Consider the following 23,124-nt stretch of genomic DNA (forward strand, 5'->3'; position numbering starts at 1 on the left):
ATCCTTACGCCGTGACGAAAACTGGGGCAGGGGACTAATGGTGCGTGGCGGCTTTCACGATTTCGCCGATCTTCCGGGCGTCGGCCTCTCGGGGACTGCCGGTGCGCCAGGCGATGCCGATCTGTCGCCCAACAACAGGGTTCACGAATTCCCTGAGCGCCACGTCTGGCCCGATATTCAGGCCATTGTTGGTCGCCAGCTTTGGCAGCAATGATACGCCGAGGCCGCCCGCAATCATGTTGACGAGGGTGCCGAGCGATGTTGCCGCAACCTGTTCGGTCGAGTTGCCCGTCTTCATGCGGCAGATGGACAGCGCATGGTCGCGCAGACAGTGCCCGTCTTCCAGCAGCAGCATGTTCTCGCCAGACAGGTCTTCAGGCGACAGTGCATTCTTGTGTGCCAAAGGGTGAGAGGCGGGCGCGGCAAACAGGAACTCATCGTCGAATAGCGGCAGCATTTCGATTCCCGGCACGTCCCAAGGCAGGGCGATCAGGGCCGCATCCAGCGTGCGGGTCCGCAATTGGTCGATCAGGCGCGGGGTCTTCTCTTCGTGCAGGTACAGTTTCAGGGCGGGGAATTGCTCGCTGAGGGCCCGCACCGCTGCGGGCAGCACGAAAGGCGCAATCGTCGGGATGGCGCCGAGATGGAAGGGGCCTGTCAGCAAGGCGCCAGCGCTCTGAACGGATTGCACGAGGGAATGCGCGTCATTGATCAGAGCATTGGCGCGTGAAACGGCGAGTTCACCTGCATGGGTCAGCTTCGCGCCGCGAGGTTCGCGTTCGGCCAGTTTCACGCCGAGCAGGTCTTCCAATTCCTTGATGCCAGCCGACAGGGTAGGCTGCGTCACATGGCACGCTTCAGCGGCTCTGGAGAAGGATCCGGTCTCTCCAAGGGCCACTAGATACTGCAGTTGGCGGAGTGTGGGTATAATCATAGATTCCATCTATACCGGGAATGGAAATTATCAATTTTTCTTTTTGCCGCATCTGCGTAAAGGCAGCCCAACCGGGCCCACCGTCCCGGCAGCAAAAAATCTTACCCAGGAGAATCACTATGCTTGGCATTGGCGAAAAGCTTCCCGAGTTCACTGTCACCGGCGTAAAGCCGAAATTCATGCAGCATGAGCAGAACGGCGAGAGCGCGTTCGAGCCGATCACGCAGGATTCCTTTGAAGGCAAGTGGAAGGTCATCTTCTTCTACCCGAAAGACTTCACTTTCGTTTGCCCGACTGAAATTGCTGAATTTGCCCGTCTGGCTGGCGACTTCGAAGACCGCGACGCGGTTGTGCTCGGCGGTTCGACTGACAACGAGTTCGTGAAGCTGGCATGGCGCCGCGACCACGCAGACCTCGCAGAACTGCCAATCTGGCAATTCGCTGATACGCGCGGCGAGCTGGTTGACGGTCTGGGCGTGCGCGAGCCGTCTGAAGGCGTTGCCTATCGTGCGACCTTCGTTGTCGACCCACACAACGTCATCCAGCACGTTTACGTCACCAATCTGAACGTCGGCCGCAGCCCGGCAGACACGCTTCGCGTGCTTGACGCCCTGCAAACTGACGAGCTGTGCCCATGTAACCGCCCGGTCGGCGGAGAAACTTTGGAACCAGCTGCCTAGTTCGCGCATATAATGAGCGCACGCTGATACTCCCGGGAAGATGCTCCTCTCCCTCCCCCACCCCTAGGAGCGTCTTCCCATCAGCGTGACGCATGGCCCGGCAGGCCCATCGTCCACCCAGTTCCACGGACGTTGGCACTCCCCTCCCACCCAGCCTTACAGGCTTGTCGGGCCACTTCGCTCCCGTCACATCGAAATCTAATTACTGATCCCGGAAGGATGAGGATTCATGTCTATCGAGTCCCTGAAATCTTCGCTGCCTGACTATGCGAAGGACCTTAAGCTCAATCTCGGTTCGTTGATGAACGAGCAATTGCTGAGCGACCAACAGAAATATGGCTGCTTCCTGGCCTGCGCCCATGCCGTGGGCGAGCCGCAGACGCTGACCGCGCTGCAGGCCGAAGCGGAAGAGAAGCTGAGCCCCGAAGCGATCAAGGCAGCCAAGGCGGCCAGCGCCATCATGGGCATGAACAATGTCTATTACCGCTCGATCCACCTGATCAGCGCACCGACCTACAAGACCCTGCCAGCCAAGCTGCGGATGAATGTGATTGGCGCGCCGGGCATCGAGAAGGCAGACTTCGAGCTCTATTCGCTGGGCGTGTCGGCCGTGAATGGTTGTGGCATGTGTCTCGACGCGCATGAGGCCGAGTTGCGCAAGCATGGCTTGTCGGCGGAGCAGGTGCAGGCAGGCATCCGTATCGGCGCGGTGGTAAATGCCGTGGCGCGCGTTCTGGCTGCAGAAGCTGTTACAGCGACCGCGCCAGCCTGATCTCAGTCAGGACGCTTTTGCTGATTACTTGAAGGCCTCGAAGCATTGCTTCGGGGCTTTTTCAATGAGGGCAAGCATTGCGCGAGTGAAAAGAGGCCGGTGTGCCCGATATCAGGTCGCTTGCGAAACGAACTGTGGAATTCATCAAAAAATGACATATCCGGCGTGATCAGGTCTGGCGGACCGGGCAGGGGGCTTCAGGAACCTGATTCACAACGGAAATTTTCGCAAAGCCCATACTGGCCCATCCGCAGGTTCTGATTTGTTCTTCTAATATTTGTTATTTGTTCCTGCGCTTAAGGTGTGTGGATACTTCGATTCATCCACAGCGCCCATTGAGGCCCATACTGTCCCATGATACTCCACGTTAATACATGGTTTACCCATGTGGGGTTGAGGCATTTCAAGACAGGGTTAGCGGGTGTTTGTTTCCACCTATGAAAGCGCAATTGATGCTAAAGGACGGGTGTCCATACCCGCACCCTTTCGCGCGGCGCTGGGTGGCGGAAATCGCATCTTCCTGTGGTCGGCACTGGATGGTTCAGGCTGTCTCGAAGGCGGCGGTGAAGCCCTGATGGCGATGTATCGCGCCACGCTGACGCGCCTTGCGCCCCACTCCCCCGCACGCAAGGCCCTGGTTACCCGCATCATCGCCGGATCGGCTGACCTCAAGATGGATGACACCGGCCGGATCAAGCTGACGGAAGAACTGATCAAGGCGGCTGGCCTCGACGGCCGCGTGAAGTTCGCCGGCAATATGGATAGTTTCCAGATCTGGAATCCGGATCGCCATGCCGAGCACTTCGACGCGATGGCTGCCGAGGCCGCCAAGGAAGACACGCTTGAGGCGTTGGGCCAGGCCTATTCCGAAGTGCTGATGCAGCAAGCCAATGGCGGTGCAGCATTGAAGCTTGTTGATGGGGGAGAGGGCTGATGGCGTCAGATTCCCCAACCCTCCCTGCGGCGGACAGTGGCCACAAGCCGGTCATGCTGGATGAAGTGGTCGAATGGCTCGCGCCGCGCGATGGTGACGTGATCATTGATGGCACATTCGGTGGCGGCGGGTACAGCCGCGCCATCCTGACCGCCGCGAACTGCACCCTGCTGGCGATTGATCGGGATGAAGACGCCATTGCCCGGGCCAAGGCGCTTCAGGCGGAAACGGAACGACTCGTTCCGTTACTCGGATGCTTCGGTGACATGGATGAACTGGCCGAGGCGGCAGGTCATGAGGCTGTCGACGGCGTGGTGCTGGACATTGGCGTGTCCAGTTTCCAGATCGACCAGGCTGAGCGCGGCTTTTCCTTCATGAAGCATGGTCCGCTGGATATGCGCATGGGGGCAATCGGCCCGAGCGCTTCGGACGTGGTCAATCAGATGGCTGAGCGGGATCTCGCCAACATCATTTTCCGTCTGGGCGAGGAAAAGCAGTCCCGCCGCATTGCGCGGGCCATTGTTGCGCGCCGCGCCGACGCGCCATTCGAGACAACAACGCAACTGGCTGAAACGGTCGAGATCGCTGTGGGCGGGCGCAAGGGCGCGCGCATCCACCCGGCGACGCTGACCTTCCAGGCGATCCGCATGTATGTGAATGACGAGCTGGGCGAGCTGGCCCGCGCGCTGCACGCTGCAGAGCGGATTCTGCGCCCCGGTGGGCGGCTGGTGATCGTCACCTTCCATTCGCTGGAAGACCGCCTCGTCAAGCAATGGCTGAAGAACCGCGCCGGCAAGGCGGGCGGCGGGTCGCGTCACATGCCGGTCGCTGAGCAGGGGCCGGGGGCGACCTTCGATCTCCCGGTGTCAAAGGCGATCCTGCCCGGTGCTAACGAAGTTGAAGGCAATCCGCGCGCACGGTCTGCCAAGTTGCGGGCCGCGATCCGGACCAGCGCGCCTGCCATTGAGGATGAAGCCAGCGACGGCATGAATTTGCCGCCCATCTCGGATCTGGAGGACGCCCTATGAGTCGCCGCGCATTCCTGTTTGGACTGGTTGTGATTGGCCTGCTGATTGTCAGCCTCTATCGGGCAAAATACGGCGCGAAGGATACCGCCGCCGAATTGATGGCCATTGAAGCCCAGATCGAAGCCGCAGAATCCGAAAAGGCGCTGCTTGAGACGGAGCTCTCTCATATGAGTCGTCGCGAATGGATTGAAGAATACGCCCGCACCGAGCTGGGCATGGCGCCGCCGAAGCCGGAGCAGATGGCCTCTGAGGGCGATCTCGACGCGCTGGTGGGCGAGCCCAACAGCCTGGCTGTGAAGCCCCCTGAACCCGATCTGGACGGGGAGGCGCCCGAGTGAGCGAAGCCTCCCGGAACCGGACACGGCTGGTTGGTCTTGCGATCGGCGCGCTGTTTGTCGTTCTGGCTGGAAAGGCCGGCTATCTCTCGCTTGCGGGCGAGAAGGCCCCTGCGCGCGGCGAAGGCCTGAAATCCGAGCGTGTGGTGCGCGCAGATATAGTGGACCGAAATGGTGAGCTGCTGGCGACATCTGTTAGCGCCTATTCGCTGGTCGCCAATCCGAAACTGATCTGGGACGGGGCTGAAGTCGCTGAGGCGCTGGCGACCGTGTTGCCGGACCTGGACGTCGAGGACATGACGCGCCGCCTGTCCGATCAAAGCCGGGAGTTTGTCTGGGTCGAGCGCGGCCTGACCCCGCGCCGCCGCCAAGCCGTTTTCGATCTGGGCCTTGAGGGCCTTCGCTTCGAAGAGGAAAGCCGCCGGGCCTATCCGCGCGGCACGCTGGCCGGTCAGGTGCTCGGCTATACGAACATCGATGGCGTCGGCGCAGGCGGCATCGAATACAGCCAGAATGAACGCCTTGCCGCCGGTGGTGAGCCGGTACGCCTGACCATCGACAATGGTGTGCAGGCCGCGGTGGAAGCGGAACTGGCAATATCTGCCGTAGAGCATGAGGCCGAAGGCGGCGCGGCGATCCTGATGGATGCGCAGACCGGAGAAATCCGCGCGATGGCCAGCTGGCCGCCCTTCGATCCGAACCGATCCATCGACATCTCCATGACGGACCCCTCCCGCCTGAACCGGGCAACGGGCGCCGTCTATGAGCTGGGCTCGATCTTCAAGCCGTTTACCGTCGCCGCCGCGCTCGAAGCGGGTGTGATCCATCCCAAGGAGATGTTTGACGTACGCAAGCCGCTCGAAATTCGCGGCTACAAGATCGAGGATGACCACCCGCTCTATGGCGATGCGGATGTCACGCACATTATTTCCAAGAGTTCGAACATCGGCACGGTGCGGATCAATGAGAAGCTCGGTCCGCGCCGCCAGCAGGATTTCCTGCGCCGTGCTGGCCTGATGGAACGGGCAGCCATCGAACTATCCGGCAGCTCGGCGCCCATCCTGCCGGAACGCTTCGATGATCTCTATTCTGCAACCGTGTCCTATGGACACGGCATTGCCGTGTCGCCCATGGCGTTCCTTGCGGCCTTCTCATCCTTTGCAAATGGTGGAGAGCGGGTTCAGCCGACCCTGATCATGGATGCCACGCGCGAACGGCCTGAGCCTGTGCGGGTCATGTCCGCCCTGACGGCAGAAATTGTGAACGTGATGATGCGCGAAGCGGTGGTCACCGGCACTGGCAAGAATGCCGAAGTGGCCGGCTATCGCGTCGCCGGAAAGACCGGCACCGCAGAGAAGCCGGTTGATGGCGGATATTATGATGACCGCAATGTCACGAGCTTTGCGGCAGTCTTTCCCTATGATCGCCCCCAATATGCCCTGATCGTCACTCTGGATGATCCGAAGGCCGGATCGGAGATCGGCGCGACGGCGGCGTTCAATGCGGCTCCGGCAGCGGGACGGATGATCGAGCGCGTGGCTCCGCTTCTTGGGCTGGCCCCACGCTTCGAGGATATCCGCCCGGCTGGCGCAGCCCTCCGCTCCGGCGAGGAGAAGAGGAGTTCCTTGTGACCAGTTTGAAAGACCTTTTCCCGCTCATCGAGCAGGGCGATATCGAGATCAAAGGCATGACGGCAGACAGCCGCCGTGTCGCGCCGGGCTATCTGTTCGCCGCGCTGAAAGGCACTGTGTCGGATGGGCGGGACTACATCCCGCAAGCTATCGAAAAAGGCGCCGTGGCAGTCCTGTCCGAGGGCGGTGTGGATGTCGCGGGCGCAGCGCACGTTATTGCAGACGAACCACGTCGGGCGCTGGCGCTGGCGGCGAAACGGTTTCATGCCGCGCAGCCGAAGACGATTGCCGCCGTGACAGGAACGAATGGAAAGTCGTCCACGGTCGATTTTTGTCGCCAGATCTGGGCCAATGCTGGGCTGTCTGCTGCCTCGATGGGCACGCTCGGGGCCATCGGCCCGAAGGGCAAGATTGATGTTGGCCACACAACACCAGACCCGGTGACCATTCACGAGACCTTGTACGAACTGGTCGGGCAGGGGGTGAGCCATTGCGCGATGGAGGCCTCCAGTCACGGCCTGGAACAGCATCGCCTGGATGGTGTGGACTTGTCGGCAGTGGCGTTCCTGAATTTCACGCAGGACCACCTCGATTATCATGCGACGATGGAGGAATATCTCGACGCGAAGCTGCGCCTGTTCCGTGATTTTGGCGGTCAGGGTATGCCGGCCATTGTCAATGCAGACAGCGACCATCGTGACGTGTTCGAAAAGGCCGCGACAGATCATGGCCTTCAGGTTGTGTCGTTTGGCTGGCGCGGGGAAGACCTCTGGATTGACGAGATCATGCCGCGCGCAACCGGACAGGTGCTGAACCTGTTCTGGCGCGATGTGGAATGGAAGCCATTTGAACTGCCCCTTATTGGAGAATTCCAGGCGCTCAACGCGCTGGCGGCGGCGGCAATCTGCCTCTCGCTCGGCATGGAGCCGGAGCAAGTGGTCGACGGGCTGATGAAACTTAAGCCCGTAAAAGGCCGGTTGGAACTCGTCGGCAAGACCGAGGCAGGCGCGGGCGTGTTCGTGGATTATGCTCACACGCCGGATGGGCTTGACGTATTGCTGCGGGCTGTTCGTCCGCATACGGCCGGGCGCCTGAAAGTGATTTTCGGCTGCGGCGGGGACCGGGATGCGAAGAAACGTCCGCTCATGGGCGAGATCGCCGCGCGCCAGGCCGATGATGTGATCGTCACGGATGACAATCCCCGCTCCGAAGACCCGGACCAGATCCGGCATGCCATTCTCGAAGCTGCGCCGGACGCGCGCGAGATTGGTGATCGCGGCGAAGCGATCCGCACGGTGATCGCAGAACTGCAAAAAGGCGACACGCTTGTCATCGCTGGCAAAGGGCACGAAACCGGCCAGGTCATCGGTGCGGACGTGATCCCGTTCTCTGATCAGGAAACGGCGCTTGACGCCCTGAAGGGAGTTGCCGGATGAGTGCGCCGCTCTGGACATCTTCAGACATTGCGCTCGTGACGGGCGGCGCTGCGACAGATCCCTTCGCGGTGACCGGTTCTGTGTCGATCGACACGCGCAGCCTGAAGCCGGGCGATTTGTTCGTTGCCCTGACGGACCAGCGCGATGGCCATGACTTCGTTGAAGCGGCGTTTGCCGCCGGGGCGGCGGGCGCGCTTGTTTCGCGCCGGGTCGGTTTGGGGCCGCAAGTCGTGGTCGAAGATGTGCTTGCTGCGCTGGAGCAGATGGGCGTGGCCGCGCGGGTACGCTGCGGCGCCCATCGCACGGCGGTAACGGGCTCGGCTGGCAAGACCAGCGTCAAGGAAATGTTGGCGCAGATCTATCGTGCCTTCGGCCCGGCGCACTGGAATGTCAAAAGTTTCAACAATCACTGGGGCGTGCCACTGACGCTGGCGCGCATGCCGGAAGAAACCACCCGCGCTGTCTTCGAGATCGGCATGTCGACGCCGGGTGAGATTGCGCCGCGTAGCCAGATGGTTCGTCCGCACACCGGCATCGTCACCTGCATCGCCGGGGCGCATCTTGAGGGGCTTGGTTCACTCAGCGCCGTGGCGCATGAGAAGGCCGACATTTTCAGCGGGCTGGAAGCGGGCGGCACGTTTATCCTGCCCGCGGATGACGAATTTTTTGAATATCTGGCCGGGCGCGCGCGGCGCTTTTGCCCAACCGGGAATCTCGAAAGCTTTGGCCGCAGCGCCGAGGCCACGGCTCGCGTCGTCGGCTATGAGACCGATGGCAATGAAAGCCGCATCCAGTTGGACATCGTCGGCAAGCCGGTTCTGGTCACCATCAACGCTGTCGGCGAGCATTGGGCGATGAACGCGGCGGCAGCCGTGTTGGCGGCCAGCCAGTCCGGGCTTGCGGTCGAGGATTGCGCAGAGGCGCTGACAGGATACACGCCGCCCCCGGGGCGCGGCACGGCCGAACAGATTACCCTACCACAAGGCGGTGCGGTCATGCTGATCGACGATGCCTATAATGCCAACCCGGCCAGCATGCGCGCCTCGCTGTCAGCCCTCCAGCGGCGCAGTGGCGGACGACGCCTGATTGCGCTCGGCGAGATGCTGGAAATCGGCGATACATCGGATGCGGAGCATGCAGGCCTGGCTGATCCGGTGGCAGATACCGGGCCAGCTGCCATATTCCTGTCAGGCGACAAAATGACTCATCTGGCGGACTCACTTCCGCCCCAGTTCGAGCCGATCTGGGCACGCAATTGGGAAGAGCTGTGGAATCCTCTGCAAAATGCACTCCGAGATGGAGATGTGCTCTTGATCAAGGGCTCGAATGCGTCCGGGATGGCGAAACTAGCTGACCGACTTCGCCAATGGAGCGAGTTGGCAACGGGTAAGATGGAAGGCGGGGCAGAAGGCACCGCGAAGGTTGGGTGATGCTGTATGAGTGGCTGGCCGCAGACAGCGGTATATTCAATGTTCTGAACTATATCACCTTCCGCTCGGGAGCCGCCGTGGTGACGGCGTTCCTTGTGACGGTGATGTTCGGCGACGCGATGATCAACTTCCTCCGTGCCCGGCAGGGTAAGGGGCAGCCGATCCGCGACCTGTCATTGGAAGCCCAGCTCTCGAAGCAGGGCACACCAACCATGGGCGGCTTCCTGATCTGGTTCGGCCTGGTCATTGGCGTATTGCTCTGGGGCAATCTGAAAAATCCGTACATCTGGGTCACCCTGTTCGTGACCCTGTCCTATGCCTTTCTCGGCTTCCTCGACGATTTCGCCAAAGTTTCCAAACAGACCGATGCGGGCGTCTCGGCCAAGCTGCGCCTACTGGTCGGCTTCGGCATTGCGGCGCTGGCTTGTGCCTTCATCATGGGGCTGCACGGCGCACACACACCGGCGGGCCATGCCGAATGGGGCCCGCTCAACGATCTGGCAAAGACCATCGCCAGCCTCGCGCCAAAGACAAGCGTTGAGCCTGCTGACCCGGCCTTTGCAGGCGGTGTGGCCGTGCCCTTTGTGAATGACTATTTCTTCCCGCTTGGCGCCTTCTTCATCCTGTTTGGAATGATCGTTGTGGTCGGCAGTGCGAACGCCGTGAACTTCACCGATGGGCTCGACGGGCTGGCCATTGTGCCGATGAGCTTTGCCGCCGCCTCCTATGCGCTGATCGCCTACCTGACGGGTAACTTCGTGTTCGCTGATTATCTCGGCATCCAGTTCACGCCCGGCACCGGGGAACTGGCCGTTCTGCTTGGCGCCATGATTGGCGCGGGCATGGGCTTTCTCTGGTACAATGCCTACCCGGCCAAGGTCTTTATGGGCGATACCGGCTCGCTGGGCCTCGGCGGCATGCTGGGCGTCGTGGCGGTCGCGGCCAAGCATGAGTTCGCGCTGGTCATCATCGGTGGCCTGTTCGTGCTCGAAGCCTTGTCGGTGATGATGCAGGTCGGCTGGTTCAAGATCACACGGAAACTGACCGGCGAAGGCAAGCGCATCTTCCTGATGGCGCCGCTGCACCACCACTTTCAGAAAAGGAACTGGCCAGAGACGCGCGTCGTCGCCCGGTTCTGGATACTGTCCGTCCTGTTCGCCCTCGCGGGCCTCGCAACCCTGAAGCTGAGGTAAGTGGAGACTTATGATTCCGATTACTGAATATGCGGGAAGAGATGTTGCAGTGTTCGGCCTTGGCCGGACAGGCCTCTCGGCTGCCAAGGCTCTGAAGGCTGGCGGCGCGCGTGTTCATGCCTGGGATGATAATGAAGAGACCCGCGCCAAGGCAGAGGCCGCCGGCCTGACCTTGTCGGACATCAACAAACGCGACTGGCAGACCTTCGCGGCGCTCGTGCTGTCGCCGGGCGTGCCCTACAAATTTCCTCAACCACACCGCATCGTGCGCATGGCGGAAATGACCAATGTGCCAATTGTCGGTGACATGGAGTTGTTCGCCCGCGCCGTGCAGGCATTGCCGGAACGCGGCCGCCCGAAGATTGTCGGCATCACCGGCACGAATGGCAAATCGACCACGACGGCGCTGATCGGACATATCCTGAAGCAGGCAGGCCGGGATGTGCGCATCGGCGGAAACATCGGCACCGGCGTCCTGGACCTGGCGCCCCTGCATGCCAATGCGGTCTATGTGCTGGAGCTGTCGTCTTACCAGCTGGATTTGGTGAAGAGCCTGCATTGCGACGTGGCCGTCCTGATGAACATCACACCGGACCATCTGGATCGTCATGGCGGCATGGAAGGCTACCAGGCCGCGAAGATGCGCATTTTCCAGAACCAGACAGAACGCGATGTCGCTGTTATCGGGTTTGACGATGTGATTACCCAGTCCATCGCCATCGGTCTGTCGGCAAATGGCCCGGCGCGGGTCCTGCAGGCCTCGTCCACCTATGCGCTTGGCCGAGGCGTCAGCGCCGTGGACGGACGGCTTTACGATAGTTGCAACGGGCAGGCCCAGTACATTGGCAATCTGCGCGACTGCATGGCCCTGCCCGGACGCCACAACCATCAGAACGCTGCGGCGGCCTATGCGGCCTGCCGGTCGCTTGGCCTGGACCAGCAGGCGATCATGGACGGCCTGCGCACCTTCCCTGGTCTTGCGCATCGTCTGGAAATGGTCGGCGAGATCGATGGCGTGAAATTCGTCAACGACTCCAAGGCAACCAATGCCGAGGCAGCCGAGCAGGCGCTGAAGGCCTACAAGAACGCCTACTGGATCGCTGGCGGCGTGCCCAAGGCCGAAGGTATCAAGCCGCTCGCGCCCTTGTTCCCGAACATTACGAAAGCCTATCTGATCGGTGAGGCCGAGGAGCCATTCTCTGCCACGCTGAGAGGGCAGGTTGCTGTTCAGTCCTGTGGCTCGCTCGAAAAAGCAGTCGCGGCTGCATTTAAGGATGCAAAAGCGGTCGGAGACGAAAATCCGGTCATTCTTCTTTCACCTGCCTGTGCGAGTTTCGACCAGTTCCGCGATTTTGAACATCGCGGAGATGTGTTCCGGAGCATCGTTCAGTCCATGATGCCGCAGGAGATAAAGGAGTTGGCTTGACCTACGTATCGTCCACCCCACTGCTCGCACGCTCGGATATGTCCTGGCTGACCGAGTGGCGGCGGACGCTCGATTGGGGCCTGCTCGGCGGCGCATTCTTTCTCATGGCAATTGGCCTGCTCCTGTCGCTCGCGGCCGGGCCATCGGCGGCGACGCGCATTGGCTATGACGATCCCTATTTCTTTGTTCTGAGGCAGGTCTGTTTTGTCGGGCTGGGCGCGATCATCATGGTTGCGGTCAGTATGCTGGACCGCGCCTGGGCCCGGCGGTTTGCCACATTCGTATTCGTCGCCAGCCTCGCCTTGATGTTCTTCATCCTGCTCTACGGGCATGAAGCCAAAGGCGCGCAGCGCTGGCTGCGCATTGCCGGCTTTTCGCTCCAGCCGAGCGAGATGGTGAAGCCGGCCCTGATCGTTCTGGGTGGCTGGCTATTGGCGCAACGTGAACAGTATCCGGATGGTCCCTGGGCGGTAACGGCTTTCCTGTTCTATGCGGTCACGCTCGGGCTCTTGCTGTTGCAGCCGGATGTCGGCCAGTCGGCCCTTTTGACGGCGGCCTTCGTGGTGACTTTCTTCGTCAGCGGGCTTCCGTGGAAATGGGCGGCCGGGTTCGCCATCGGTGGCTTGGGGCTTGCGACGTCCCTTTACACTTTGCTGCCGCATGTGCGGTATCGGGTGAACAGTTTCATCGATCCCAGCTCCGCAGACACCTACCAGATCGACCGGGCTGCAGAGGCCATCGGCCGGGGGGGCCTGTTTGGCGTCGGTCCGGGGGAAGGCCAGGTGAAGATCCATCTGCCGGACGCGCACACGGATTTCATCTTCGCGGTCATGGTCGAGGAATTCGGTCTTGTGGCTGCACTCGTGCTGATGGCCATTTTCGTGTTGCTGATCCTGAGAGGCTTCCGCGCCAGCTCTCGTCTGCACGATGGGTATGCACGGGCGGCAAGTGCCGGACTCTTCACGCTATTTGGCCTTCAGGCTGCCATAAATATCGCGGTAAATCTGGCTCTGATACCGCCAAAGGGCATGACACTGCCTTTTGTGTCCTATGGCGGCTCGTCCATGATCGGGACGGGATTGACACTGGGCCTTGCGCTGGCACTTGTGCGCGGACAAGGTACGCGCACAAGGGGCCGGTATGGCTGACACGAAAGACAAGCTCGTCATCATCGCAGCAGGGGGAACCGGGGGGCACATGTTCCCCGCACGCGCCTTTGCGGACGAGATGCGCGCGCGCGGCTGGCGGATCGGCCTGATCTCTGACAAGCGCGGCGCGAAATATACCAAGGACTTCCCGGCAGACTGGCTGGAGCAGGTGCAGGCCGCCTCTCCGAACTTCCGCAAGCCCTGGACGTTGCCGAAGGCGGCCATGAAGATCAATGCGGGCATTAACCGCGCCAAGAAGCTGATGTTCGAGTCGCGTCCGATGCTGGTGGCAGGGTTTGGCGGGTATCCGGCCTTTCCAGCACTTGCAGCGGCGCGGCGGATGAACGTGCCGATCATTATTCACGAACAGAACGCTGTCCTGGGCCGGGTGAACCGGCGCTTTGCGCGGCAGGCCAAACTGGTGGCAAGCGGGTTCGAGCGGCTGGACAAGCTGCCATCCTGGAGTGCGCATCTGGCGGTCGGTAATCCGGTACGAGAAGCCATTCTCGCGCGGCGCGATGATCCGTTCCCGTCTACGGACGACAAGCTGACCATTTTGATCACTGGCGGCAGTCAGGGATCAAAGATCATTGGCGAGACAATTCCGGCGGCGATTGTTGATCATATCCCGCCACCGTTGCAATCGCGCCTGCGCGTGATCCAGCAGGTTCGCAAGGAGCAGTACGCGTTTGTCGGCAATATGTATCGCCGCGCGAAGATCGAGGCGGAATTGTCGCCATTCTTTTCCGATATGCCGGAGAAGCTGTCGCAAGCGCATCTCGTCATTGCACGGTCCGGCGCGGGGACGGTGTCGGAGATCGCGGCGGTAGGTCGGCCCAGTATCCTGATCCCGCTGGCCATTGCCATGGATGACCACCAGGCCGCCAATGCCGAGGCGCTGACAGAGATTGGCGCGGCAGACATGGTGCTGGAAACCAATCTCTATCCGCAATTGCTGGGCGGGCTGATCACAGCGCGCTTGCAGGATACGGACGAACTGAAACAACGCGCAGCCAAGGCGAAAGCGTCGGCAAAGATAAATGCGGCCAAGGAACTTGCCGACATGGCAGAGCGGGTGGCGGAGCTTTAGGCCACCCGAGGGGCGCAGGCGTGCGTCCTGTGCATCTTCGCGTCGCGCAGCCATTCCCAACCGAAAGCGGTGTCGGAATCGCCATGCTCGCGGCGATGCGCAAGGCGCTCCATCGCTTCGTCCAAGGTTGGCTGGTGGCCTTCCGGCACCCACCACATCACGAAATGCATATCCCGCATCATCTCGAACCATTCAGTCCGGCGCTCATAGAATTTGCGGTGAATGGTGCCCCAGACGAAGGTTTCGAGGCTTTTGACGTCTTCCCAGACGGTCAGGTTGGCGACGAACTGCGGGTCGTCGCCGATTTTCGCCTCGGTGTTGCCCTGGCCGGGCTCGCCTGAACCTTCCATCATCCAGACGAAACCCGGCATGGATTTGCCGATCCCGTTGACGAGGTCGAGATTGTCCATGAACTCCTTGACGCGTGGATCATCAGTCGGGGCGGCGAGGCGGCCGACATTCAGCTGGGCCAGATGCATGTTCATGATTGAGGCTCCCAAACCGTTGAAGCACTCGAATCGCGCCTCATTCCAGTCATGTTGGGACTGCATCTTCTGGGTTCAAGAATATCGCTGGCAGGTTTCATGAATGCGTCGTGCAGAAGCAGCGCTTGCTTCCCGCTCCCGCGTCACGGTATCGCTAGGCGTTCCCGCTTTCTTATCTGGACGATCACGCATGACCTCTCCCACTCCTTTTGACCTTGGCCCGGCGCATATTGTTGGCATCGGCGGCATTGGCATGTCCGGCATTGCGGATGTGATGATCACGATGGGCTATGAGGTTCAGGGTTCGGATATTCGTGAATCCGACAATATCCAGCGTCTGAGAGAGCGCGGCGCAAAGATCTTCATTGGCCACAAGGCCGAAAATGTGAAGGGTGCCGGGACCGTCATCATCTCCACGGCGATCAAATCCGGAAATCCCGAAGTGGACGCCGCCCGCGCTGCCGGCATTCCGGTTGTGCGCCGTGCCAATATGCTGGCAGAGATCACGCGCCTGAAATACACGGTCTGCATCGCCGGAACGCATGGCAAGACGACGACGACCAGCATGGTCGCGGCGCTGCTGGATGGTGCGAACATCGACCCGACCGTCATCAATGGCGGCATCATCCATGCCTATGGCTCGAACTACAAGGCGGGCGAGAGCGACTGGATGGTGGTCGAAAGCGACGAAAGCGATGGAACCTTCGCCAAGCTGCACCCGACCTGCGCCGTGGTCACGAATATCGACCCTGAGCATATGGACCATTATGGCAGCATGGAAAAATTGCGCGAGGCGTTTGATACCTTCGTCGAGAACTTGCCTTTCTACGGATTTGCCGTCCTGTGTACGGACCACCCGGAAGTGCAGGGGCTGGCCGCGCGGGTGACAGACCGCCGGCGCATCACTTATGGCTTCAACCGCCAGGCAGATGTGCGGGCCATCAATTTGAACACCGACCTGTCCGGCGCGCATTTCGATGTCGCCCTGCGTCGTCCGGGCTCGGCACAGCCACGCATGATTGAAGGGCTGACCCTGCCGATGGCGGGTGAGCACAATGTGCAGAACGCCCTGGCAGCTGTGGCCGTGGCGCTGGAGCTGGGTGCGACGGATGAACAGATCCGCACTTCGATGGGCCAGTTCGGCGGGGTAAAGCGCCGCTTCACCCAGGTTGGCGAATGGACGCCCGTCGAGGGCCAGCCACCTGTGCGCATCATCGACGATTACGGGCACCACCCGGTCGAGATCTCAGCCGTGCTGAAGGCCGCGCGCGCGATGCAGGGGCAGGGCCAGCTGATCGCCGTGTGCCAGCCGCACCGCTATACGCGCCTGCGCGACCTGTTCGAGGATTTCTCGCGCTGCTTTGACCAGGCCGACCATGTTCTGGTCGCGCCGGTCTATGAGGCGGGTGAAAGCCCGATCGAAGGCTTTGACCATGAAACGCTGGTCACCAGCATTGCACGCAATGGGCATCGCGGCGCTGCAACGATCGAATCTCTCGACGCGCTGCCGGCAGTGCTGAAGGGTGTGGCAGAGCCCGGCGCAATGGTGGTTTGTCTCGGCGCAGGCGACATCACCAAATATGCTGCAGACCTCGCAGAAAAGCTGTCAGGCTGACGCAGCGACAGCCGCAAAACCGCTTTCCCTTCCCGCTCGAATGTGCACGCTAGGCGACAGATGCCGGGAAACGGCACTTGGGAGGACAATTCATGACCGAGACATCCATTTCGCCGGGGCAGGATGAGGAAGCTGCAATTGTGGCAGCACAAGGCACCCACACGGCAGGGGAAGGTGGAGCGCTCGGAAAGACCGGATTTGCCTGGGCCTGGTTCGAATGGGCGCGCAATCCGTACTACATCCTGATCATCATCTATGTGTTCGCGCCATATTTTGCGCGAGACATTATCGGCGCGGACATTATGGCCAGTGGCGAGCTGGAGGGCATGGACCCTGAGACCGCGCGGCAAGTGGCCGGAGCGAAGGGGCAGGCGGTCGTCGCGTCCCTGTCGAAATGGGCTGGCGCCATTGCAGCGCTGACGGCGCCCTTCCTCGGCGCGGCATTTGACCGGGGATTGCGGCGAAAGCCCTTGCTGGTCCTGTTCCTGGGCACGTTGTCTGTGCTCAGCTTCCTGCTCTGGTGGGCGGTGCCCGGCGAGGCGGGCTTCTCCACGGGCACGGTCATCGCCATCCTGATTGCCGCTTATGTGACCTATACGTTCAGTGAAGTGACCCACAATTCCATGTTGCCGGATGCGGCGCGGCCCTCTGCGTTGCCAGCGGTGTCAGGGCTGGGCCTGGCGCTGGGCAATGCAGCGGCGGCGCTGTTGTTCGTGGCGGTCATCGGCATGTTCGCCCTGCCTGACATGTTAGGCTGGCCGTTCGCTGAACCGCTGTTCGGGATCGACACTTCGAAGTATGAGCATTTCCGCATCGCCGGTCCGATCTGCGCCGTGTGGCTCGCCGTGATGATTATTCCTTTCTTCCTGTATTCCAAGGATACGGGCGTGAAGGGAACACCTTTCTTCCCATCGGTGAAGCAGGGGGCCTTGGGCGTCATTCGAACTGTGCGAAAGGCCGCGCAGTATCGTGAAGCGTTCAAATTCCTGATCGCGCGCACGATCTATGCTGACGGCATGTTTGCGTTGCTGGCATTGGCGGCTGTGTATGTCAGCCTGTTCCTCGGCTGGGGCATCGTCGAGCTGACGGTATATGCGATCTGGGCGTCTATCTGGGCTGCAGTTGGCGGGGTGGCCGGCGGATGGTTCGACTCGAAGCTCGGCCCGAAGAATGCGCTTTTGATGGAGTTGATTGCCATCGTGATCATCTTGCTTTTCGGCTTGTCTGTCACGCGGGAGTCCATCCTGTTCGGCCTGATTGAAAACCGCGAGCTGTGGAACGCTCCAGTCTTTTCCAGCCTGTCGGACGTGACGTATCTTCTGAATGGTGCCCTGATCGGTGTGTTTGCCACGGCGAACATCTCTTCCAGCCGCTCCATGCTGGTGCACATTGCGCCGACGCATATGCGGGGAGAATTCTTCGGCCTCTACGCGATTGCCGGCACGGTCACAGTCTGGATCGGACCCTTGCTGATCGAACTGTTTACGACCTGGTCAAACAGCCAGCGTGTTGGCATGTCCGCCATTGGCTTGCTGTTCTTCCTGGGCTTTGCCGTGCTGACGACCGTGCGCGTGGGCAAGGCACCCGCGGATTGATGAACCCGGGGGCTAGCTGGTCGGCCCGAACGAGTCGCCCCCGCCATCCGTGACGCGCGCGATCTCGTTCACACGACGCGGGCGCAGATAGAATTTGTCATCAATGGTCACGTCAGATTTGAGGATGCCGCCAATCTGGCTTTTGTAAGTGTAGACCACTTCCGCCATGATCACTGACCCAGGAGAGGATACGATACCGTCCGGTACCGTCACCCGATCCCCCTTTGCATAGGCGGGCATCAGATAGGAATCCGACCAGTCTACGCGCGTCCGGCCATCGCCATTGTCGACGATACTGGTGATGCGCATAGTGGCTTTTTCCGCGTCGTAGGGTTGCATCATCACGACAGCTGCCGCGAACATCTCTTCCATATCGTCATCGGTCACCGTGGCGAGACGTGCCGTTAGATCTCCCAATCCAGCCGTGGTAGATGTGACGCGGCGGTCCACACGCATCAGCAGGCTGAGCTCGACCGCGCCGAGATAGATCAGCAGCAACAATGGCGCGATCAGCGCGAACTCGACAGCGGACACGCCTTCTTGGTTATAGCGAATGCCGCGCACGCCGCGCCATTTGAGACGGGGGTTAAGCCGGGAGAGAAGTGTTTTTCTCGACATCGTGATCAATCTCCAAAGGGCTCGTTGCGGAAGACGGCATTGGCCTGAAGCAGGTGGCGGTTGTTTGGAAGCGTGGACAGCGGCGCAGATACCCACGGCGTCATAAGTTTCCATTCGTACATCACACGCACGGCGACTACGTCATTGGCCGCACCCGGATCGTATTTGAAGTCGCTGTCATCGATCTCACCATCCCCATCGAGCGGGGAGGTAAGGTCTGCCGCGCTGAAATTGTCCAGCGACCGGACGTCAATGTAGAGTCGTTCGTCGCACTCCAGCATGTTGTAGAAGTTCGAACAGACCTCATTGCGGAATTCGATTATTGTGAACCGGTTATCCTGTGCCTGACCTGTACGGATCTTCCGGGCCGCTTCGCCCAGCGCGTGTTCCAACACGGTGGACAGGATGAAAACCATGCAGACTTCCATCAAACCGAAGATGAGAAAGAAGAAGGGAGCGGCCACAATGGCAAACTCCACTGCTGTAGCTCCGCGCCGATCCTGACACCAGCGTTCAAGCTTCGCGCGCAGGCGCGGTGCAAATATTCCGTGTTGCAAAGCCATATTCATCACCCGGACAGGCCCCCTTGTCAGAGGGTACCTATACAGGAGTTCGGTTTGCACGCTGTTGATCAGAAAGATCGAATTTTATCGATTTCGTCGAGGGGCGCGAGTTCGGACTATCAATCGTCAGTGATTTGCTTGACGCCTATGCGCTGCTGGATCTGCTCGTCGAAGTGTCCAGAATCGTCACCGACGCTGATTGTCGGGCGACAATTGGGCACGCAGTCATATGTGAAATTTGATCCGGACCGATTGACCGTAACGAGGTTGGCCTCATCAGCAACCACGACAATGTTAGATGAATATATCTGGCGACCGGCCTTATCAAAGACGAGCAGGTTGGTCGTGCCAAACGATTTACCTGTCACGAAAAGCAGGTTCTCGTCATGGACGGCGACATCGGCAATAGAGGGACTGCCCAGCACAACGCTTGCGGCGGTTCCGCGGAGGTGGACCGGAATGGTTTTGTTGAGTTCAACCGACAATGGGCCGGCAATCGCCGCCTGGCCGAGGCCGATGGCGACCACGGACAAAGTGCACATTTTCGAAAACATTCTCATTCGCCGACTCCACGGTTTTCAGCATGGGCACATTAGTATGAAGAAGGTTGCACGTTTCCTAACTAGGTTACCGCCGTGTTTGTATTCTATATATATAGTGGTTACGCGCGACCCGAACAAACGGAGCGCGAATCAGAAAAAGACCAATATTTGCAGGTCTTCAGAAGGTTAATAGTTCCCTCATTCGCCTTCACGGATTTTCTCTTTTCTTTCATGTGATGTTGAGAATGGTCGGGTAGGGTTGATCATGTTCCGGGTAGAGGATTTTGCCGGGGCAAAAACAATTGCATGATGGGAGTTTCCAAATGTTTGCACGTTTTCTGAAAGACGAGTCTGGTGCTACGGCTATTGAATACGGCCTGATCGCTGCTCTGATCGCAGTCGCTATCATCGGTGGCGCTACTGCTCTTGGTACGTCGGTCAACGACAAGTTCACCAACGTTTCCGGCAGCATCGACGGTGCTGGTGCAGAAGCTTCAGAATAATAATTTTCTGCGCTTTCTTTAATTAAACGAAGCCGCTGGGACGTCCCGGCGGCTTCTTTTATTCTTGAGGCGGATTGTCTCAAAACTTCCTTCAGCCTTTTGTGTCACAAGGCCTGCATACAGAATTGAAGGAAGCCCTCCATGATCCTGGCCATTCTTTCCAGCGCATTCCTGGCCCTCTGCGTCTTTGCAGCGATGCACGACGTCAACCGGCTGACCATTCCCAATTGGCTCAATTTGACGCTTGCCGGCATGTTTGTTCCGGCCGCGGCGGTGTCCGGCGTTCCAATGGAGATCATTGGTGGACATGCTATGGCAGCGGGCTGCGCGTTCCTGATCGCCTTTGGGCTCTTTGCCTTCAATATCTTTGGGGGAGGGGATGCCAAGATGATTCCCGCCGTGATTCTCTGGCTTGGGCCAAATGCAACGATTCCGTTCGTATTCATGATGGCTGTGGCGGGTGGCGGCTGTGCACTTCTCATCCTTGCGGTAAGAAAATATATGCCAGCCGAGGCGCTTCCGGGGGCCATTCGCGCGCCGTTCGAAGAGAAGGCGGGTGTGCCTTACGCAGTGGCCATTACAGCGGGCGTGTTTGCAGCGGGAGGCAGTTCTCCATTCCTTTCGGAAATCTTAAACCGGATCGGTCTTTTCAGTTAACGATGCTTTAGTGGCCTTGTGAAAATGTCCGCTCTGACCGGGTGAATCTGAATGCGTCAGATCATCCGAGGTGTCTTGAATTCCGGAGGAGTGGGGCCTCATGTCACCAGTTCGGCTGATTATCCTGATCGGCGCTGCCATCGCCGCCATTGCAGCGGCGTTTCTTGTCAGAAACCTCGTTGATGCAACGCCATCGCAGCCAGTCCAGTCGACTGTGGTCGAGACGGTCGAAGTTTCCGAAACGAAGGTTCTTGTGGCAGCGCGAGACCTGATGATCGGTGATGTTGTGACCGTAGATGATCTTGAATGGGCTGACTGGCCTGAGGACAATGTCGTTGAAGGGTACCTGACCGAAGAGTCTTCTCCCGAGGCGATCGAAGAGTGGGCCGGTACGGTAGTGCGTATCCCAATGTTCGAGTTGGAACCCATCCTGACGAAAAAACTGGTAGCCAAAGGTGACACCGGAACGATGGCCGCGCTCGTCAAGCCGGGCATGCGGGCGATATCTGTCGAGATTTCTACCGAATCCGCTTCGGGCGGATTCATCCTGCCAAATGATTATGTCGATGTGATCATGACCTACCAAATGACCTTTGTGGGCCCGGATGGCGCGCCTGCCGAGCAAACGACCAGTGAGACAATACTCCAGAACGTACGGGTGCTGGCTATAGACCAGATCCACACCAAGGACAGCGAGACAGAAGGGCCCTATCAGGTCGGGAACACTGCAACGCTGGAAGTGAACAACAAGGAAGCCGAACTGATAGCCCTGGCCGAGCGAAAAGGGCGTCTGACCCTGTCGTTGCGCCCATGGTCTGATGTTGGCGACACATTCGAGCGGGATGCGCGGGTCGACCTGCTCGAAACGGGGGGAAGCAGCAATGGCGGTATCAAGATATATCGTAGTGGCAAGGCGACCAGCGCCGGGCCAGGGGGTAGCTGATCGTGGGTAAGCGGAGTTACATTTCAGGTATTGCTGCGCTGACTCTGGCGATCGCACCTTCAGCAGTTGCTGCGCCAGAATCAATCGGGGCGAACATCACCTATCCCGGTGAGTCAAACTATAGTGAGCGCGTCACACTGGGCCTGAACAAGTCCATGATAGTCGAGCTGGACAAGCCAGCCGCAGACGTTGTGATTACCAATCCCGAAATTGCAGATGCCGTTGTGCAGACTGCCAAGCGCATCATCTTTCGCGGGGTCAATTTCGGCCAGACAAATGCATTCGTCTTCGACCGGGCAGGAAACCAGATCCTGAACCTGGAAATCGGTGTCGAGATGGATATGGCCAGTCTGGAGCAGCTTGTCGCGCGCCACGTTCCGGATGCGAGAGTGCGGATCGAAGGTGTGAATGGCAGCGTCGTGCTGACCGGCACGGCCGACAGTCTGTCTGCATCGAATGCGGTAGAGCGGCTGGTCTCTGCCTATGTTCGGGCGGGTGACGAAACGCAGGTCATCAATATGATCAACATTTCCGCGAAGGACCAGGTCATGCTGGAAGTTCGCATCGTGGAGATGCAGCGCAACGCGGTCAAACAGCTCGGCATCAATCTGACCGGCTCGCCTGGTTTTGGCGATCTGTCGCGTCTTGTGGAGCGCCAATTGTTTACGGACAATGGCAGCGGGACCGTAGTGGATTCGGGCACAACGACGCTGGCGCCTGGCCTGCCATATTCTCTGAATGCTGACATTGGCAGCTCGCTCAGCTTCCCGGTGCAGGGCCAGAGCCTTGGTGGTTTTGGCGGCACCATAGGTTACCAGAATTACGTTGGATCAGATCTGCAATCGAGTATCGGCGCAGAGATCAATGCGCTGGAGCGCGTCGGAATCGTTCGGACACTGGCAGAGCCAAACATCGTTGCCATGTCGGGTGAAAGCGCCAAATTCCTCGCGGGCGGTGAGTTCCCTGTCCCGGTCGGGCAAGACAACAATGGTCGCATCACGGTTGAGTTCAAACCCTATGGTGTCGGCCTTGGCTTTACGCCGGTTGTCCTCTCCGAAGGGCGGATTTCACTGAAAGTGTCGACCGAAGTTTCCGAACTGACATCTGAAGGCGCGTTTCAGGGCACCAGTTCCACGACGACCGATGCGGATGGCAATGTCTACACGGTAGAAGGCGCAACTCTGCCCGCTCTGTCTGTGCGGCGTGCGGAATCAACCATCGAGCTGCCGTCCGGCGGATCCATGATGATGGCCGGCCTGATCCAGACCCGGTCGCGCCAGACGCTGGACCAGGTGCCTGGTCTCAAGAAGTTGCCCATTCTGGGTGCGTTGTTCCAGTCACGGGACTTCATTCAGTCGGAAACGGAACTGGTTGTGATTGTCACGCCATATCTGGTGGATCCGACATCGAAGAATCAGTTGCGGACGCCTGCGGATGGCTTTGCAAACAGCTCTGACGCCAAGACGATCTTCTTCGGCAAGCTGAACGAACAGTATGGCAAGAACGGCGCGAAAGTGGATGCAGAATCCTATCGTGCGCCTGTTGGCTTCATTGAGGAATAGGGGA

At 59.8% G+C, this 23,124-nt stretch carries 23 protein-coding genes; 18 read left to right on the plus strand and 5 right to left on the minus strand.

Annotated features, from left to right (window positions below):
- Positions 1-34 precede the first annotated feature (34 nt).
- Positions 35-934: a hydrogen peroxide-inducible genes activator gene (locus HY36_RS14720; RefSeq protein WP_035554579.1), complete on the minus strand. Its 900-nt coding sequence runs from the start codon at positions 932-934 to the stop codon at positions 35-37.
- 119 nt (positions 935-1,053) lie between these two features.
- On the opposite strand from HY36_RS14720, the gene HY36_RS14725 reads away from it, so the two are divergent.
- From HY36_RS14725 to murG, 12 genes are all read left to right on the plus strand, one after another.
- Positions 1,054-1,614: a peroxiredoxin gene (locus HY36_RS14725; RefSeq protein ID WP_035554395.1), complete on the plus strand. Its 561-nt coding sequence runs from the start codon at positions 1,054-1,056 to the stop codon at positions 1,612-1,614.
- A gap of 229 nt (positions 1,615-1,843) precedes the next feature.
- Positions 1,844-2,386 (plus strand): carboxymuconolactone decarboxylase family protein, encoded by a 543-nt coding sequence (locus HY36_RS14730; RefSeq protein ID WP_035554397.1) that lies wholly within the window; start codon positions 1,844-1,846, stop codon positions 2,384-2,386.
- 421 nt (positions 2,387-2,807) lie between these two features.
- The gene (locus HY36_RS14735) at positions 2,808-3,320 is read left to right on the plus strand and encodes a division/cell wall cluster transcriptional repressor MraZ (protein ID WP_051602835.1); all 513 of its coding nucleotides are present in this window, start codon (positions 2,808-2,810) and stop codon (positions 3,318-3,320) included.
- Positions 3,320-4,348, plus strand: coding sequence for a 16S rRNA (cytosine(1402)-N(4))-methyltransferase RsmH (gene rsmH / locus HY36_RS14740; RefSeq protein ID WP_035554398.1), 1,029 nt, complete (start codon positions 3,320-3,322; stop codon positions 4,346-4,348). The genes HY36_RS14735 and rsmH overlap by 1 nt, the downstream gene beginning before the upstream one ends.
- The gene (gene ftsL / locus HY36_RS14745; protein WP_051602836.1) at positions 4,345-4,686 is read left to right on the plus strand and encodes a cell division protein FtsL; all 342 of its coding nucleotides are present in this window, start codon (positions 4,345-4,347) and stop codon (positions 4,684-4,686) included. Before rsmH ends, ftsL begins: the two co-directional genes overlap by 4 nt.
- Entirely contained in the window at positions 4,683-6,314 is a 1,632-nt protein-coding gene (locus HY36_RS14750) for a peptidoglycan D,D-transpeptidase FtsI family protein (protein WP_035554400.1), read from the plus strand. Before ftsL ends, HY36_RS14750 begins: the two co-directional genes overlap by 4 nt.
- Positions 6,311-7,750, plus strand: a complete 1,440-nt coding sequence (locus HY36_RS14755; protein WP_051602837.1) for a UDP-N-acetylmuramoyl-L-alanyl-D-glutamate--2,6-diaminopimelate ligase — start codon at positions 6,311-6,313, stop codon at positions 7,748-7,750. Before HY36_RS14750 ends, HY36_RS14755 begins: the two co-directional genes overlap by 4 nt.
- The gene (locus HY36_RS14760; RefSeq protein ID WP_035554403.1) at positions 7,747-9,180 is read left to right on the plus strand and encodes a UDP-N-acetylmuramoyl-tripeptide--D-alanyl-D-alanine ligase; all 1,434 of its coding nucleotides are present in this window, start codon (positions 7,747-7,749) and stop codon (positions 9,178-9,180) included. Before HY36_RS14755 ends, HY36_RS14760 begins: the two co-directional genes overlap by 4 nt.
- On the plus strand, positions 9,180-10,373 hold the full coding sequence (gene mraY, locus HY36_RS14765) for a phospho-N-acetylmuramoyl-pentapeptide-transferase (RefSeq protein ID WP_035554405.1): 1,194 nt from the start codon (positions 9,180-9,182) through the stop codon (positions 10,371-10,373). The genes HY36_RS14760 and mraY overlap by 1 nt, the downstream gene beginning before the upstream one ends.
- A 10-nt stretch (positions 10,374-10,383) precedes the next feature.
- On the plus strand, positions 10,384-11,799 hold the full coding sequence (murD, locus tag HY36_RS14770; RefSeq protein ID WP_035554407.1) for a UDP-N-acetylmuramoyl-L-alanine--D-glutamate ligase: 1,416 nt from the start codon (positions 10,384-10,386) through the stop codon (positions 11,797-11,799).
- Positions 11,800-11,837: 38 nt separating this feature from the next.
- Positions 11,838-12,947 carry a peptidoglycan glycosyltransferase FtsW gene (locus HY36_RS14775; protein ID WP_035554586.1) on the plus strand — a complete coding sequence of 370 codons (1,110 nt, stop codon included), beginning with the start codon at positions 11,838-11,840 and terminating at the stop codon, positions 12,945-12,947.
- Positions 12,940-14,037: an undecaprenyldiphospho-muramoylpentapeptide beta-N-acetylglucosaminyltransferase gene (murG, locus tag HY36_RS14780; protein WP_035554410.1), complete on the plus strand. Its 1,098-nt coding sequence runs from the start codon at positions 12,940-12,942 to the stop codon at positions 14,035-14,037. The genes HY36_RS14775 and murG overlap by 8 nt, the downstream gene beginning before the upstream one ends.
- Here the strand turns inward: murG and HY36_RS14785 are convergent.
- A complete protein-coding gene (locus HY36_RS14785) occupies positions 14,034-14,522 on the minus strand; it encodes a DUF3291 domain-containing protein (RefSeq protein WP_035554588.1) in 489 nt (162 codons plus the stop codon). The two genes, murG and HY36_RS14785, sit on opposite strands and share 4 nt — an antisense overlap.
- A 190-nt stretch (positions 14,523-14,712) precedes the next feature.
- On the opposite strand from HY36_RS14785, the gene murC reads away from it, so the two are divergent.
- Both murC and HY36_RS14795 read left to right on the plus strand, forming a co-directional pair.
- The gene (gene murC / locus HY36_RS14790) at positions 14,713-16,137 is read left to right on the plus strand and encodes a UDP-N-acetylmuramate--L-alanine ligase (RefSeq protein ID WP_035554412.1); all 1,425 of its coding nucleotides are present in this window, start codon (positions 14,713-14,715) and stop codon (positions 16,135-16,137) included.
- A gap of 92 nt (positions 16,138-16,229) precedes the next feature.
- Positions 16,230-17,732 (plus strand): MFS transporter, encoded by a 1,503-nt coding sequence (locus tag HY36_RS14795; protein WP_051602838.1) that lies wholly within the window; start codon positions 16,230-16,232, stop codon positions 17,730-17,732.
- A 12-nt stretch (positions 17,733-17,744) separates the two neighbouring features.
- On the opposite strand, the gene HY36_RS14800 is transcribed toward HY36_RS14795, so the two are convergent.
- The 3 genes from HY36_RS14800 to HY36_RS14810 all read right to left on the minus strand — a co-directional run bounded on the left by HY36_RS14800 (position 17,745) and on the right by HY36_RS14810 (position 19,473).
- On the minus strand, positions 17,745-18,350 hold the full coding sequence (locus HY36_RS14800; RefSeq protein WP_035554413.1) for a TadE/TadG family type IV pilus assembly protein: 606 nt from the start codon (positions 18,348-18,350) through the stop codon (positions 17,745-17,747).
- A gap of 5 nt (positions 18,351-18,355) precedes the next feature.
- Entirely contained in the window at positions 18,356-18,913 is a 558-nt protein-coding gene (locus HY36_RS14805; protein ID WP_035554590.1) for a TadE/TadG family type IV pilus assembly protein, read from the minus strand.
- Between the two features lie 119 nt (positions 18,914-19,032).
- The gene (locus HY36_RS14810) at positions 19,033-19,473 is read right to left on the minus strand and encodes a pilus assembly protein N-terminal domain-containing protein (protein ID WP_081806214.1); all 441 of its coding nucleotides are present in this window, start codon (positions 19,471-19,473) and stop codon (positions 19,033-19,035) included.
- Positions 19,474-19,778: 305 nt separating this feature from the next.
- On the opposite strand from HY36_RS14810, the gene HY36_RS14815 reads away from it, so the two are divergent.
- From HY36_RS14815 to HY36_RS14830, 4 genes are all read left to right on the plus strand, one after another.
- Entirely contained in the window at positions 19,779-19,958 is a 180-nt protein-coding gene (locus HY36_RS14815; RefSeq protein WP_035554415.1) for a Flp family type IVb pilin, read from the plus strand.
- A gap of 141 nt (positions 19,959-20,099) precedes the next feature.
- A complete protein-coding gene (locus HY36_RS14820) occupies positions 20,100-20,615 on the plus strand; it encodes an A24 family peptidase (protein ID WP_035554417.1) in 516 nt (171 codons plus the stop codon).
- 100 nt (positions 20,616-20,715) lie between these two features.
- Positions 20,716-21,558 (plus strand): Flp pilus assembly protein CpaB, encoded by an 843-nt coding sequence (gene cpaB, locus HY36_RS14825; RefSeq protein WP_035554419.1) that lies wholly within the window; start codon positions 20,716-20,718, stop codon positions 21,556-21,558.
- 2 nt (positions 21,559-21,560) lie between these two features.
- Positions 21,561-23,120, plus strand: a complete 1,560-nt coding sequence (locus HY36_RS14830) for a type II and III secretion system protein family protein (RefSeq protein ID WP_051602840.1) — start codon at positions 21,561-21,563, stop codon at positions 23,118-23,120.
- Positions 23,121-23,124: the final 4 nt, after the last annotated feature.

It is taken from the genome of Hyphomonas atlantica corrig., assembly GCF_000682715.1.
Taxonomy (GTDB): Bacteria; Pseudomonadota; Alphaproteobacteria; order Caulobacterales; family Hyphomonadaceae; genus Hyphomonas; species Hyphomonas atlantica.